The organism is Amycolatopsis vancoresmycina (assembly GCF_000716785.1).
In the GTDB taxonomy this organism is placed as follows: domain Bacteria; phylum Actinomycetota; class Actinomycetes; order Mycobacteriales; family Pseudonocardiaceae; genus Amycolatopsis; species Amycolatopsis vancoresmycina.
The window spans coordinates 178,402-193,029 of the sequence record NZ_JNYY01000012.1 but is presented as its reverse complement, the minus strand read 5'-3'; the positions used below and the strand labels follow the sequence as shown (position 1 = coordinate 193,029).

11 protein-coding genes are annotated in these 14,628 nt (G+C 73.3%); 10 read left to right on the top strand and 1 reads right to left on the bottom strand.

Annotated features, from left to right (window positions below; translation table 11 throughout):
- Positions 1–30 precede the first annotated feature (30 nt).
- From OO60_RS27620 to OO60_RS27595, 6 genes are all read left to right on the top strand, one after another.
- A complete protein-coding gene (locus OO60_RS27620) occupies positions 31–3,126 on the top strand; it encodes a BTAD domain-containing putative transcriptional regulator (protein ID WP_033262392.1) in 3,096 nt (1,031 codons plus the stop codon).
- A 95-nt stretch (positions 3,127–3,221) separates the two neighbouring features.
- A complete protein-coding gene (locus OO60_RS27615; RefSeq protein WP_033262391.1) occupies positions 3,222–4,148 on the top strand; it encodes a 3-oxoacyl-[acyl-carrier-protein] synthase III C-terminal domain-containing protein in 927 nt (308 codons plus the stop codon).
- 10 nt (positions 4,149–4,158) lie between these two features.
- Entirely contained in the window at positions 4,159–5,454 is a 1,296-nt protein-coding gene (locus OO60_RS27610) for a type III PLP-dependent enzyme (protein WP_033262390.1), read from the top strand.
- Between the two features lie 3 nt (positions 5,455–5,457).
- Positions 5,458–6,264 carry a hypothetical protein gene (locus OO60_RS27605; protein WP_033262389.1) on the top strand — a complete coding sequence of 269 codons (807 nt, stop codon included), beginning with the start codon at positions 5,458–5,460 and terminating at the stop codon, positions 6,262–6,264.
- 51 nt (positions 6,265–6,315) lie between these two features.
- On the top strand, positions 6,316–6,960 hold the full coding sequence (locus tag OO60_RS27600) for a LuxR C-terminal-related transcriptional regulator (protein ID WP_003095635.1): 645 nt from the start codon (positions 6,316–6,318) through the stop codon (positions 6,958–6,960).
- A gap of 9 nt (positions 6,961–6,969) precedes the next feature.
- Positions 6,970–7,677 carry an MBL fold metallo-hydrolase gene (locus OO60_RS27595; protein ID WP_003095633.1) on the top strand — a complete coding sequence of 236 codons (708 nt, stop codon included), beginning with the start codon at positions 6,970–6,972 and terminating at the stop codon, positions 7,675–7,677.
- Between the two features lies 1 nt (position 7,678).
- Here the strand turns inward: OO60_RS27595 and OO60_RS27590 are convergent, their stop codons facing one another.
- Complete coding sequence (locus tag OO60_RS27590; RefSeq protein WP_240490749.1) at positions 7,679–8,959, bottom strand: sensor histidine kinase; 1,281 nt, start codon at positions 8,957–8,959, stop codon at positions 7,679–7,681.
- Between the two features lie 154 nt (positions 8,960–9,113).
- Between OO60_RS27590 and OO60_RS27585 the strand changes: the two genes are divergently transcribed.
- From OO60_RS27585 to OO60_RS27570, 4 genes are all read left to right on the top strand, one after another.
- The gene (locus OO60_RS27585) at positions 9,114–9,908 is read left to right on the top strand and encodes an ABC transporter ATP-binding protein (protein ID WP_003095629.1); all 795 of its coding nucleotides are present in this window, start codon (positions 9,114–9,116) and stop codon (positions 9,906–9,908) included.
- Positions 9,908–12,478 (top strand): FtsX-like permease family protein, encoded by a 2,571-nt coding sequence (locus OO60_RS27580; protein ID WP_033262388.1) that lies wholly within the window; start codon positions 9,908–9,910, stop codon positions 12,476–12,478. Before OO60_RS27585 ends, OO60_RS27580 begins: the two co-directional genes overlap by 1 nt.
- Before the next feature lie 106 nt (positions 12,479–12,584).
- Positions 12,585–14,261 (top strand): phytoene desaturase family protein, encoded by a 1,677-nt coding sequence (locus OO60_RS27575; RefSeq protein ID WP_003095624.1) that lies wholly within the window; start codon positions 12,585–12,587, stop codon positions 14,259–14,261.
- Positions 14,262–14,349: 88 nt separating this feature from the next.
- Entirely contained in the window at positions 14,350–14,628 is a 279-nt protein-coding gene (locus tag OO60_RS27570) for an acyl carrier protein (protein WP_240490748.1), read from the top strand.

Sequence of the window (14,628 nt, the reverse complement as noted above, 5' to 3'; positions counted from 1 at the left end):
GGCGCGCTCCGGCGCTGGCAGAATCGAAGCGTGGACACCGGCAGGGGAGGCCATCCGCACACCGATCACACCGCTGCGGCGGGGGAGCCGTTTCCGGCGCTGCTCCGCCGCCGCCGGGCCGAGCTGGGCCTGACGCAGGCCGAGCTCGCGCGGCGGGCGGGCGTCAGCGTGCGTGCCGTGCGCTACCTCGAACAGGGCCGGATCCGGAAGCCGCGGACGGCGTCGGTCCGCCAGCTGGTCGCCGCCCTCGAACCGGGACCGGGTGCGCCGGCCCCGGCCACCACCCGGGTCGGTGTCCTCGGGCCGCTGCTCGTCGAAGCCGGCGGCGAACAGCAGCACCTCGGCGACACCCGGTGGGCGCGCCTGCTCGGGCTGCTCGCCCTGCAGCCGAACCGGCCGGTCGGCGTGGACGACATCGTCGACGTCCTCTGGGGCAGCCGTCCGCCGCGGTCGCACCTCGACCTGATCGGCAGCTCGGTGCGCCGGTTGCGCGCGCTGCTGCACCCGCAGCTGCGGCTGACGGCCACCGGGCACGGCGGCTACCGGCTCGAAGGCGTGCCGGAGCAGCTCGACGTCCTGCGCTTCGACACGCTCGTCGAGGAGGCCAGGGCGGCGGGCGACCGCGAGCACGCCTTCCGCGCGCTCGGCGAGGCGATGGCCTGCTGGCGCGGCCCGGTGCTCGCCGACCACAGCGCGCTGCACCACCACCCCGCCGTGGCCGCCCTCTCGCGCCGACGGCTCTCGGCCGCCCTCGCCTTCGCCGACGCGGGGATTTCCCTCGGCCGGCACGAGGAGGTCGTCGCGCAGCTGGAGACCGTGCGCGACGACGAGCCGATGCACGAGGGACTGCACGCGCGGCTGATGGTCGCGCTCGCCGGCAGCGGCAGGCAGGCCGACGCGCTCGCGCTGTTCGACGCCCTGCACTCGCGCCTGGCCACCGAACTCGGCATCGAACCCGGGCCCGAGGTCCGCGCGGCCCAGCTGCACGTCCTGCGCCAGGAGGTGCCCGCCGCGGGGCAGCCCTTCGGCAGCAGCAACTACCTGCCGCGCGACGTCGACCACTTCGTCGGCCGCGTGGCCGAGACCGTCCGGCTGACCGGCGGGACCGCCGTCTACGGGATCTGCGGGATGGCCGGGGTCGGCAAGACCGCGCTGGCCGTCCACCTCGGCCACCGGTTCGCCGACCGGTTCCCGGACGGGCAGCTGTTCGCCGACCTGCACGCCCACGGCGCGGAAGGCCCGCTGGCCCCGGCGGCCGCGCTCGACTCGCTGCTGCGGCAGCTCGGCGTGGACGGCGCCCGGATCCCGGACCGGCTCGACCAGCGCGCCGCGCTCTGGCGGTCGCTGCTGGTCGGCCGCACCGCCCTGGTGGTGCTCGACGACGCGGCCGGCGCCGCCCAGGTCCGCCCGCTGCTGCCCGGCGGCCCCGGCTCGCTCGTGCTGATCACCAGCCGGACCCGGCTGACGAGCATCGACACGGTCACCACGCTGTCGCTGGACGTCCTCGCGCCGGCCGAGGCCGCGCAGCTGCTCACCCGGGTCGCCGGCCCGGACCGCACCGCCGGGCAGGACCGGGCGCTCGGCGAGATCGCCGGCCTGTGCGGCCACCTGCCGCTCGCGCTGCGCATCGCCGCCGCCCGGCTCCGCGACCGTCCGCTGTGGACAGTCCGGCACCTGGCCGGCCTGCTGCGCGACGAACACCGGCGGCTGGCCGAGCTGAGCACCGGCGACCGCAGCGTCGGCGCGGCGTTCACGCTGTCCTACCGCCAGCTCACCGAGCCGCAGCAGCGGCTGTTCCGGCTGCTCGGCGAATTCCCCGGCACCGACGTCGACGCCTTCGCCGCCGCGGCGATCGCCGGCCGCGACCCGCACGGCACCGAGCGGCTGCTCGAAGACCTCGTCGACGTCCACCTGCTCGCGCAACCGGCGCTCGGGCGCTACCGCTTCCACGACCTGATCCGCGACCACGCCCGCGCCACCGGCCGCACCGGCGCCGCCGCGCCACGGGAAGCGGCGGCGAGCCGGATGTTCGACTACTACCTGCACGTCGCCGGGCAGGCCGCGGATGCGCTGGAACCGACCAGAAAGCGGTTTCCGCTCGCCGGGACACCCCCGGCGGCGCCGCCGCGGTTCGCCACCGAGGCCGAGGCGCTCGCCTGGCTGGCGGCCGAGCGGGCGAACCTCGCCGCCGTCGCCGCGGCGGCCGCGGACCGGGACCGCCCGCGGCACTGCTGGCAGCTGGTCCAGACCCTGTGGCGGTTCTACTTCGTCCGCGGGCACGTCGACGACTGGCTCCGGACCCACCGGCTCGCCCTGCGGGTCGTCCGGGCGCTGGGCGACCCGGCGGCGGAAGCGGAGATCCGCAAGAACCTGGGCCTCGGCCACTGGCGCAGCGGCGACTTCGCCGAGGCGGTCGGCCAGCACCACCACGCCCTCGCCCTCGACCGCGCGAACGGCGACGAGTGGGGCCAGGCCAAGACCCACAACCACCTCGGCTTCATCCACGCCCGCGGCGGCCGCCACGAGGAAGCCCTCGAACACCACCGCCGCGCGGTCGAGCTGTACCGCGCGGCCGGCGACCCCTGCGGCGAAGCCCGGGCGCTGGTCGGTCTCGGCGACCTGCACTACCACGCCGGCCGCCGGGCCGAGAGCGCCGCGGACTTCCAGCGCGGCCTGGACCTGGCCCACCGGGTCGGCGACCGCTGGGGCGAAGCGCTCGCCGCCATCGGGCTGGGCTTTTCGAGCGCGCCCCGGCACGCGCGCCGCCACCTCGAACGCGGCCTGGAATACGCCCGCGCGGCGGGCGACCGCTGGGGCGAAAGCATGGCGCTGACCGGGCTCGGCATGGTCCGCCACGCCGAAGGCGACCTGGCGGAGGCGGCGAACTGCCTCCGCCAGGCCGTCACGCTGACGCAGGAAACCGGTGACCGCTGGTGGGAACGCATGGCCACCACGGCGTTGGGCCGGGTGCACGCCGCGCTCGGCCACCACGAGGCAGCCGTGGTCCACCACGGGCGAGCCGTGAAGCTGGCGCGTGACCTCGAAGACGACGCCGCCGAGGCCGAAGCGCTGGCCGCGCTGGCGGAGACGTCGGTGCCCCGCAACCGGCTCAACGCCGAGGTCTGAGCACCGGGTCAGCAGGTCGTCAGTGCGCCGTCAGCGTCCGCCGCGATTCTTGCCGGGCAAGCACGATCGGGGAGAACCGGGAGGGTGACGGCGCGATGACTTCGCTGGTGGCGGTGTCCGCCTACGTGCCCACGACCGTCCCGATCGAATCGCTGCAGGACGAGCTGGGGCTGTCGGCCACGCAGCTGCGGCGCTTCCGCCGGATGTACGGCCTGTCCGAGGTCTGCCGGTCGAACGAGTCCGAAGCGGACATGCTGCTCGGCGCGGTCAGCAAGCTCGACTTCCTGGCCGGCCAAGAGGAACGCGTCCGCTACGTTGTGCGCGCCAAGACGATGCCGGCCGCCAGCCCGTACCCCGTGAACCCCATGCTCGGGGTGCGGGCGGCACTCGGCCTCGACCACGCGACGATGTTCACCGTCACCGACCACGCCTGCGCCTCCGGGCTGCTCGCGATCGACCTGTGCGGCACGCTGCTGGCCGCCGACGGCGATCCCGACGCGCTCGCGCTGGTCCTCACCGGCGAAAAGGCGTTCACGCACTCCGCGCAGGTGATCCCCGACGTCGCGATCATGGGCGAGGCGACGGCGGCGGTCCTCGTCGGACCGGGCGCCGGGCAGGACACGATGCTCGGCTACGCCACCACCACGCTCGGCGGCCCGGGCGGCGAGGTCATCCTCGACGACGAGCAGGCCGCGGAGTTCCGGCGCATCTACCCCGGCGCGGTGGCGGACGTCGCGCGTGAAGCCATCGCGGTGGCCGGGCTGACCGTCGACGACATCGCGATGGTGCTGCCGCACAACGTCAACAAGATCTCGTGGGTCCGCGCGAGCGGGGCGCTGGGCATCCCGCGCAGCCGCATCTTCCTCGACAACGTCGGGACGACCGGGCACAGCTTCTGCGCCGACCCGTTCCTCAACCACCACACCGCGAACGGCTTGGGCCTGCTGGCGCCCGGGTCCTGCTACTTGATGATTTCGGTCGGCCTCGGGTCGACCTTTTCCGCCATGGTCTTCCGGAAATGAGGAGCGCTTCATGAGTGTCGAGTTCGAGATCCAGGGTATCGGCATCACCGAACTCGCGGAGCGTTACGGCACACCGCTGTTCGTCTACGACGGCGACGAGCTGGGCGGCCGGCTGACCGCGCTGCGCGAGCGGCTGCACCCGCGGCTGGAGATCTTCTACAGCCTCAAGTCCAATCCGAACATCTCGGTCTGCGGCCTGCTGCACGCCCACGGCGCGCGGGCCGAGGTCTCGTCGATGGCCGAGCTGATCACCGCCCGCCGCGCCGGGGTCGCCGGCAGCGACATCATCTTCCTGGGGCCGGGCAAGAGCGCGTCGGAACTGGCGGCCTGCCTCGACGAGGGGGTCTACACCGTCGTCTGCGAATCGTTCGGCGAACTCCGGCTCCTCGACGACCTCGCGCGCGAGCGGGGCGTCGAAGCGCGGGTCGCGCTGCGCGTGAACCCGAGTTTCGCGGTCAAGGGTTCGGGACTCACCATGGGCGGCAAGCCACGCCAGTTCGGGATCGACGAAGAGCAGCTGCTCGCGTCGGCCGGGCTCGTCGAGCAGCACCCGAACCTGCGGCTGATGGGCGTGCAGGTCTACATGGGAACGCGGATCCTCGACGAGGAACCGATCGTCGAGAACACGCGGCGGATCTTCGAGCTCGCCGAACGGGTTTCGCGGCAGATCGGGTTCCCGCTCGAAATGGTCGACGTCGGCGGCGGCCTCGGCGTCGCGTACTTCGACGGCGAGACCGACCTCGACCGGGACCGGCTGGCCGCGATGCTCAACCCGGTGATCGACGAGTTCGCGCAGCGGCACCCGGCGACCCGGCTGGTGATGGAACTCGGCCGGTACCTCACTGCCACGTCCGGTACCTACGTCGTCCGCGTCCGGTACACCAAGACCTCGATGGGGCAGAACTTCGCCGTCGCCGACGGCGGGACCAACCACCACATGGCGGCGGTCGGCATCGGGTCCTACGTCAAGCGCGACTTCCCGATCCGGCTGCTCAACCGGATCGGCGAGCCCGCCACCGAAACCTGGCAGGTGACCGGGCCGCTGTGCACGCCCAACGACGTGCTCGCCAAGAAGGCCGCGCTGCCGCCGGTGCGCAGTGGCGACCTCATCGGCGTCACCCGGTCCGGTGCGTACGGGCCGACGGCGTCCCCGGTGCTGTTCCTCAGCCACGGCTACCCGGCCGAAGTGCTGGTCTACGGCGGGCGGGCGCACCTGGTCAGCGACCGCGACGAGCCGGCGGACCTGCTGCGCCGCCAGCACCTGCACGAGTTCGCCCCGCTGGCCGCAGCGGGCGCGGAGCGCTAGGCGATGTACCGTGCCGCCGCACCGGTCCCGGCCGCCGCGCCACCGGCCGGGCTGCCGCCGTTCCCGCTGCCGCTGGCGCTGGCGCTCCGGCGCGAGTTCGGGCCGGGGGACCGGGAAATCGACGTCCCCGAGCTGCACCACTACTTCGCCGACCTCAGCCGCGGGCACGACATCGGCTTCCGCCCCAGCCGGGTGACGCGGGCCCGGGGCAACACCTTCCTCGCGATGGCGCGGGACCTGCTCGCCGGGCAGCTGTCCGGCGAGCCGATCGACCTCGCGATCGTCGCGCACGCGGCGCCCGAGTTCGACCCGCGGCTGTCGGCGCCGGTGAACCTCACGGCCGTGCTCCCCGGCGGGCCGCTGGTGTTCGCCGTGTCCGGGCAGGGTGCCCTGGCGCCGTTCAGCGCCCTGCGGATCGCGGCTTCCTACGTGCAGCGGCACGGTTTCCGGCGCGTGCTCGTCCTGAGCATGGACCAGGGCGGCACGCCGTACGACACCCCGGAACACCTCGGCGACGCCGCCACGGCGCTGCTCTTCGAGCCCGGCGGCGACCGCCCGGTCCGCGCCGGTGTCGTGCCGGGGGTGGCGCCCGCGGCGGTGGCCGGGTTCCGGGCGCCGGGCACCGCCGTCGTCGGCCACGGGCTCGCCCGCACGGGGGCGTGGCCGGGCGCGGCCGTCGCGCCGGCGGAGTACCCGTGCACGGGACTGTGGGCGCCGCTCGCCGGCGGCACCGCGGGCCCGCTCCTGCTGGCCGACTACGACCCGCACCACCGCGCGCTGGGTGTCTGCGTGGTGGCCGGGCCCGCCTGACCGGGCCCTATGATGGTGGTCGTCAACGGGCTCAGGGCGGGGGACGGACAAGTGCGCGTGGTCATCGGCGAGGACCAGTTCCTGCTCCGCGACGGGCTGGTGCGGCTGCTCGAGGCGCACGACTTCGAGGTCAGCGCGGCCGTGGACAACGGACCGGACCTGCTGGAGGCGATGCTGCGCGAGCGGCCGGACATCGCGATCGTGGACATCCGCCTGCCCCCGTCGTTCACCGACGAGGGCCTGCGCGCGGCGATCGAAGCCCGGCGCCGGCGGCAGGGCTTCCCGGTGCTGGTCCTTTCGCAGTACGTGGAACGCCTGTACGCCGACGAACTCCTCGCCGACGGCGAGGGCTCGGTGGGCTACCTCCTGAAGGACCGCGTGTTCCACGGCGACCAGTTCGTCGACGCGGTCCGCCAGGTCGCGGCGGGCGGCACGGTGATGGACCCGGACGTGGTGACCCGCCTGCTGACCCACAACACCCGCGACGACCGCCTGGAGCGGCTGACCGCCCGCGAGCGCGAGGTGCTCAAGCTGATGGCGGAGGGCCGGTCCAACAGCAACATCGCGGGCGTGCTGGTGGTTTCGGAGAAGGCCGTTTCCAAGCACATCAACAACATCCTGGCGAAGCTGAACCTGCCGCAGTCCGAAGACGCGAACCGGCGTGTACTGGCGGTGCTGGCCTACCTCAAGCATTAGGGTGTCCCGATGCTGAACGAGGTGGCCGACGGCGTTTGGGTCCGGCAGAGCGAGTGGGTCTGGAGCAACAGCATCGTCGTGCGCGCGGACGCCGGGCTGGTCCTGGTGGATCCCGGGATCACCGGCGCCGAGCTCGACCGGCTCGCCGACGACGTCGACCGGCTCGGGATCCCCGTGGTGGCCGGCTTCTCGACCCACCCGCACTTCGACCACCTGCTCTGGCACCCCCGATTCGGCGACGTCCCCCGCTACGCGACGGCGGCCTGTGCGGCGGTGGCCACGGAAGCCCGTGAGCGTGCGCAGGCGATGGCGGTGGAGACCGCCCCGGACGTCCCGCGCGACCTGGTCGCGCTCGTCACCCCGCTGCCGGCGGACGGCGGACCGTTGCCGGGCGAGCTCATCGAGCACGACGCGCACGCCGTCGGCCACGCGGCGATCCTGCTGGCGGACCGGGGTGTGCTGATCGTCGGCGACATGCTTTCCGACGTCCTGATCCCGCTGCTGGACCCCCGCCGTGACGGGCAGGAAGAGGCGTATCCGGCGGCCCTCGACCGGCTGGAAGAGGCGGCCCGGCAGGCGGATGTCCTCGTTCCGGGTCACGGTGCGGTGGCCCGGGGCCCCGAGGTGGCGGCCCGCTTCGCGACCGATCGGGCCTACCTCGAGGCGGTGCGGCGGGGCGAGGAACCCGCTGACGAGCGGTGGGGGAAGCGGCGGTAGCTCAGCGCTCGAGGGCGCAGGGGATCTCGATCGTCACCATCGTCGGCCCGCCCAGCGGGCTGAGGATCGTGATGAACCCGTCGAGCGGGGCCAGCCGCTTTTCGATGCCGCGCAGGCCCGTGCCGTTCTCCGTGTTCGCGCCGCCGCAGCCGTTGTCGCTGACGTTGATCACCAGCCGGCCGGACTCGTGGTGGACGTTGATCTCGCCCGTCTGGGCTCCCGAGTGCTTCATCGCGTTGTTCAGCACCTCGGACACCGCAAAGTACGCCGCCGTCTCGACCGCCAGCGACGGGCGGCCGGGCAGGTCGATCGTGGTCGCGATCTGCAGCGGGTTTTCCAGCGCCAGCGTGCGGATCGCGTCCGCGATGCCGCGGTCGACCAGCACCGGGGGCTGGATGCCGCGGACCAGGTCGCGCAACTGCTGCAACGCTTTCGCCGAGCTGTTCTTCGCTTCGTCCATCAAGGACCGCGCGGCTTCGGGGTGGGAATCTAGCACGCGCATCGCGGCGTCGAGCGTCATCCCCATCGCCACGAGGTGGGTCTGCGCACCGTCGTGCAGGTCGCGCTCGATGCGGCGCAGCTCGCTCGCCTGGGAACCCACCGCGTCGTCGCGGCTCTCCGCCAGGTGCTGCACGCGGTTCGTCAGCCGGGTCACCTCGGTCGGCGACAGCAGCGTGGCCGCCAGCTTCGCGTGCAGCCGCAGCAGGTGGGGCGCGCTCCACAGGGCGAGCGGGAAGTGGGCGAGGCCGAGGATGGCCGCGAACCAGGCCGTCGGCTGGTCGTCCACCGGGAGCACGACGTACCAGCTGCCCAGCCAGTCGGCCGCGTCGGTACCGACCAGGAACGGCATCGCGAGCCCGCGCAGGCCGTGCAGGACCAGCAGCAGCGGCGTGAGGGTGAGCAGCATGCCGAGGCAGCTGTCCACCAGCAGCCACAGCACGTCCCGCCAGTTCGCGCGGTCGCCGAGCAGGTGGTGGCAGCGGCGCAGCGGCGAGCTGCCGCCGGCCGGTTCCGGCAGGTACGGCTCCGGGATGCGCACGCCCGACCACACGTGGGCGGACGAACGCACGCCGTTGGTCAGGTGCCGCATCAGCAGCACGGCCGGGGGCAGCACGAACAGCCCGACACCCACGCCGAGCAGCGAACCGGCGGTGACCACGACGACGAACATCACCAGTTCGGTCACCGCCACCACGGCGAGCGCGCCGCCTCGCAGGGTCGCCAGTCCGCCGTCGCGCACCAGCGACCGCGCCATGCCGGCCACCGGGCTTCCGCTAGTCATGGCGCCCATTATGCGCAGGCAGGCCCGTTCTCCGCGGTAGTGCTAACCCCCGCATAAGTCCGCTCCCTAGCACCCTCGGAAACCGCGCCGCGGCTTCGTAACGTGGTCGCCGTAAAAGCACCGAGAACGCGAAGGCACGCCAGGGGAGCCGCAGATGTACCAGCAAGGCGACACGGTCGAAGTCGTGCGGCTGCTGTCCGTACGCAAGGCGTACGGCAAGGACCGGGCCCAGGTCCTCGCCCTCGACGACGTGACGGCGGGTTTCGCCCGCGGCACGTTCACCGCCGTGATGGGGCCGTCGGGGTCGGGCAAGAGCACGCTGCTGCACTGCGCGGCCGGGCTCGACAAGCCGACGTCCGGCACGGTCACCCTCGGCGGCACGGACCTGAGCGTGATGCGCGAGGTCGAGCTGACCAAGCTGCGGCGCGACCGGATCGGGTTCGTGTTCCAGGCCTTCAACCTGCTGCCCGCGCTCGACGTCGAGCAGAACGTGACGCTGCCGCTGCGGCTGGCGGGACGGCGGGCCGACCCGGCGTTCGTGCGCCGCGTCATCGAGCAAGTCGGGCTCGGCAAGCGGCGCCACCACCGCCCGTCGGAACTGTCCGGCGGGCAGCAGCAGCGGGTGGCGATCGCCCGGGCGCTGGTCACCCACCCCGAGGTCATCTTCGCCGACGAGCCGACCGGGGCCCTGGACACCCGGTCCGCGCAGGAAGTCCTTTCCCTGCTGCGGGACGCGACGAACGTGTCCCGGCAGACCATCGTGATGGTCACCCACGACCCGGTCGCCGCCTCCTACGCCGACCGCGTGCTGTTCCTCGCCGACGGCCGTGTCGTCGACGAGCTGCGGCAGCCGAACCCCGACGAGGTGGCCCGCCGGATGACCGCGCTGGTCGCCCGTACCGAACAACGGTCCCCGGAGGGACCCTGGCTGAGTGAGCTGACGCGCTGATGCTGGCCCTCGTCCTGCGCACCCTGCGCTACCGCACCGGCGGTTTCATCGCCACCCTCGTCTCGGTGTTCGTCGGCACCGCCGTCATGCTCGCCTGCGGCGGCCTGATGGAAACCGGCATCCGGACCGTGATCCCGCCGCAGCGGCTGGCCGCCGCGCCGATCGTGGTGGCCGGCAACCAGTCCTACGACCTGCCTGCGGTCGGCCACGGCGAAGACGCCGACCACGAAACCGCGACCCTGTCCGAACGCGTCCGGCTCGACGAAGGCCTGGCGGCCACGATCAGCGGGGTCCCCGGCGTCGCCCACGTGGTCCCGGACGTCTCCTTCCACGCCGACGTGCTCGCCGACACCGGCGGGTCGTCCGTGCCCGGCACGCAGGCCGGCCACAGCTGGGTTTCCGCGGAACTGGCGCCCTACCGGCTGACCGACGGCGTGGCCCCGATCCGCGAAGGCGAAGTGGTGCTCGACAGTGCCACCGCCGGGCGGATCGGCGCGCACGCCGGCAGCAAGACCGACATCGCCGTCCGCGGCGGCGTCCACTCCTACCTGGTCACCGGCATCGCCGACGCCGGCCGCCGGATGGCGGGCGACGCGGTGTTCTTCTCACCGGCCGAGGCCGGCGGGCTGCGTTCCGCGGCCGGGCAGGTCGACGCCTTCGGCGTGCAGCTCGCGCCCGGCGCCGACGTGACCGCCGTCAGCGCGCAGATCGCGACCGCGGTGCACGACCGGCACGCGGTGACGCTGACCGGAGACGCCCGCGGCTCCGCCGAGTTCGCCAGGGCGGCAGGCGACGGCGAGCTGCTGATCATCCTCGCCGCCGTGTTCGGCGGCCTCGCCGCGCAGGTCGCCATGTTCGTCGTCGCGAGCACGCTGACGCTTTCGGTGCAGCAGCGCCGCCGCGAAGTGGCGATGCTGCGGGCGATCGGCGCGACCCCGCGCCAGCTGAGCCGGATGATCACCGGCGAGTCGATGATCATCGGCGCGCTGGGCACCGCGCTGGCGATCGTCCCCGGCATGCTGCTCGGCGACTGGCTCTTCGGGCGGCTGACCGGGTTCGGCGTGATCCAGCCGGTGCTCAAGTTCGAGCAGGGCTTCTACCCGGTCGTCGCGGCCGCGGTCGTCGGCCTGAGCTCGGCGTGGGGTGCCGCGTTCGTCGCCGCCCGGTACGCCGGCCGCACCCGGCCCGTGGAAGCCATGCGGGAGACGGCGATCCCCACCCGCTGGCTGACGCCGACGCGGTTGTGGCTCGGCGTGTCGAGCCTGATCGGCGCGGTGGCCCTGGCCTACCTGACGATCACGGTGGTCGACGGCCCGCTCGCGGCGAGCACGGCCGGCCCGGCCGTGACGCTGGTGGCGACCGCGGTGGCGCTGTTCGCCCCCGGCCTCACCCGCCTGCTGGTCGGGGTGGTGCGCCGGCCGATCCGCGCCCTCGGCGGCCTGCCCGGCTACCTGGCCTCGCTGAACGCGCGGGCCCGCTGGATGCCGATGGCCGGTGCCGTCACGCCGATCATGCTCGCCACCGGCCTGGCGATCTTCATGCTGTACTTCCAGACCACCGAGGTGGCGGTCGCGGAGAAGCAGTACTCCGACTCGCTGCTGGCCGACGCCGTGGTGACGTCGGCGACCGGCGACCTGCCCCCGGATCTGGTCGCCAAGGTGCAGCAGGCCCCCGGGGTCGGCGGGGCGACGGCGTTCGTGACGAGCAAGGGGTACAACGAAAAGCCGTCGGACTCGACGCAGGACGAGGACGGTGTGGACCTCACCGGCGTCACCGCGGACGGCATCGCGCAGGCGTGGGGGAGCATCGTCGCCACCGGGAAGCTCGACGACCTGCACGGCACCACGATCGCCCTGCCGGCCGACCTCGCGCAGCGGCTCGGGGTCGGCGTGGGCGCCAAGATCGTGATGCGGCTGGGCGACGGCTCCCTGGCGACCCTGGACGTTGTCGCGACGCTGCGAACTACGGCGGCGTCGGCCTCCGCGCTGATGCCCGCCGAAACCCTGGCCCCGCACACCGCGGCGGGCGCACCCGACCGGATCCTCGTCATGGCGAAGCCGGGTACCGGGGAAGCCGAGCTGCTCGCGGGGTTGCGCAGCCAGGTCGGGGGAGCGGACGGGGTGCAGGTGGCCGGCCGGGAGGCGCTCACCAAGGCGTTCGTCGCGGAGGTCCAGGCCAATGCCTGGGTCAACTACCTGATCGTCGGGCTCCTGCTCGTGTACGCCGCCATTTCCACGGTGAACACCCTGGTGATGGCGACGGCGGACCGGCGGCGGGAGTTCGGGCTGCAGCGGCTCATCGGGTCGACCCGCGGCCAGGTGCTGCGCATGATGGCCGTGGAGGCCGGGATCGTGGCCGCCATCGGGGTTTTCCTCGGCACCCTGGTCGCGGCGTCGATGCTGGTGCCGTTCAGCGCGGCGGTGTCGGACAGCCCCGTCCCGTCCGGTCCGTTGTGGATATACCTGGTGATACTCGGGCTGGCCGTCGTGCTGACGGTGGTGGCCACCTGTGCGACGGCCTGGTTCACGTTGCGCACCAGGCCGTCGCCTTCGACGCTCGCCCCTGAATAGGTGACCTCGGGCGGGCCGGGTACCCCAGTGACGCGCTGACGAGCTCTCCCCCGGATTGTCAGCGCGCGGTCAGCCCGAGGTCACCGCTCCGGCATAGCGTCGGGGCGTGGACACCGAAGAGAAGGCCGCCGGTCGCTGGGACGCCATCGTGGTGGGATCCGGGATCGGCGGCCTCGTGTGCGCCGGGTACCTGGTCGCCGCCGGGATGCGGGTGCTCGTGCTGGAGCAGCACGACGTCGCGGGCGGCAACAGCCACGTGTTCCGGCGGCGGCGGGCCTACCAGTTCGACGTCGGGGTGCACTACCTCGGCGACTGCGGGCCGGACGGCCTGCTGCCGCGGGTGCTGTCCGGGCTCGGCCTCGGCGACCGGGTGCGCTTCCACCCGATGGACCCCGACGGGTTCGACCGGATCGTGCTGCCGAGCGTCACGGTGGACGTGCCGGCGGGGTGGGACCGCTACGCCGACCGGCTGCGGGCCGCGCTGCCCGCGGAGGCCGAGGGCATCACCCGCTACATCGGGATCTGCGCCGCCGTCGCGCAGGCGTGCCGCCAGTCCGCCTTCGCGGCGGGCCCGGGCGCGAAGGTGCCGGCCGTGATGCTGCGCTGGAGCCGCCGGACGCTGGCCCAGCTGTTCGACCACTGCGGCCTGTCGGCCCGGGCGCGCACGGTGCTGGCCGCCCAGTCCGGCAACTACGGCTCGGCCCCGGCGAGCACGCTCGTCGTCGCGCACACGATGATGCTCGACGACTACCTGCGCGGCGCCTACTACCCGGAGGGCGGCGGCCAGGTGCTCGCCGCGTCCTTCGTCGAGCTGCTGGAGTCCCACGGCGGCACGCTGCTGACCCGCACCCGGGTCGACCGGATCCTGATCGAAGGCGGCACGGCCGCCGGGGTCCGGCTGACCGACGGCACGGTCCACCGCGCGCCGATCGTCGTGTCCAATGCGGACTACTGCCGCACGGTCCTGGAACTGTGCGGTGGCCGGGAAAACCTGCCCGAGCCGGTGGTGTCCCGCGCCGAGACGGCGACCATGCGCCTGCCGCTGGCGGTCTGCTACGTCGCGCTCGACCGGGAACTTCCGTTGCCCAGCGCGAACATCTGGTACTGGCCGGGCGAAGACGTCGACGCCGCCTACGCGAAGGTGGAGTCGGGCAGCCTCGACGAACTGCCGTTCGCGTTCCTGTCCTTCGCTTCCCTCAAGGATCCGGTGCCGGGCGCGGCGTGCCCGCCGGGGCACACGAACTTCCAGATCATGACCGCCTGCCCGCCCGGGTACGCGCCGTGGGGCCTCACCGACGGCCCGGCGCACGGGGCCCGCTACCGGCGCGAGCCGGCCTACGTCGGCGCCAAGGACCGGCTGACCGAGCAGATGCTGGACCTGGCCGAGGCGGCGATCGGGCCGTTCCGCGCGAACATGGTGCACGTCGAGACGTCGACGCCGCTGACCCAAGAGCGCTACACGCTTTCGACCGGGGGCACGGCGTACGGCCTGCAGACCTGGGGCCGCGTCGGGCAACGACCCGATATCGGTTCGGGGGTCGACGGTCTCTACCTGACCGGCCAGAGCATCTTGCACGGGGGCGGCATCGTCGGCTGCGCCACCGGGGGCGCGCAGTGTGCGTCGACGATCCTCGGCCGCCCGGTCCTCGCGGAGGGCCCGGCCGGGAATCCCGAGCTGCTCCCGGACCGCGAGCCGGGCTGGGACCCGCTGCGCACGTCCCGGGGACTGCGGCGGCGCGAAGCGCGCGGCCTCGCCCTGCTGGACCGGGTCGTGGCGGGCTGAAGAACGCAATACCCCGAAGAAGAACTCGAGCCCGGTACTGGGCTCGTGGGTAACGACTGCTGTCTTGACGAAGGGAATGGTGAGCACTGTGACGGAAACCGTGGCTGCTTCGGCGGAGGTCCTGGACGACCGGGTCGTCGCGGGCATCTGCGCCGCACTCGAGTCCGTGCTGGAGACGGAGGTGCCCGACCTCGGCCCGGAGACCCGGCTCGCGGACGCCGGCCTCGACTCCACCGGGGTGCTGGAGCTGCTGATGCAGCTGGAAGAGGCGCTGGGCATCGAATTCGACGCGGAGAACCTGGAAATGAGCCACTTCGAGTCGGTGGGGTCGCTGGCCCGGTTCGTCTCGGCGGAAATGGCCGCCTGA

Bases quoted from the DNA above. Each gene is read 5' to 3' on its own strand.
- OO60_RS27580 (WP_033262388.1), top strand. From the start codon at position 9,908: ATGCTGGCCCTCGTCCTGCGCACCCTGCGCTACCGCACCGGCGGTTTC.
- OO60_RS27605 (WP_033262389.1), top strand. From the start codon at position 5,458: ATGTACCGTGCCGCCGCACCGGTCCCGGCCGCCGCGCCACCGGCCGGG.
- OO60_RS27615 (WP_033262391.1), top strand. From the start codon at position 3,222: ATGACTTCGCTGGTGGCGGTGTCCGCCTACGTGCCCACGACCGTCCCG.
- OO60_RS27610 (WP_033262390.1), top strand. From the start codon at position 4,159: ATGAGTGTCGAGTTCGAGATCCAGGGTATCGGCATCACCGAACTCGCG.
- OO60_RS27590 (WP_240490749.1), bottom strand. From the start codon at position 8,959: ATGACTAGCGGAAGCCCGGTGGCCGGCATGGCGCGGTCGCTGGTGCGC.
- OO60_RS27595 (WP_003095633.1), top strand. From the start codon at position 6,970: ATGCTGAACGAGGTGGCCGACGGCGTTTGGGTCCGGCAGAGCGAGTGG.
- OO60_RS27585 (WP_003095629.1), top strand. From the start codon at position 9,114: ATGTACCAGCAAGGCGACACGGTCGAAGTCGTGCGGCTGCTGTCCGTA.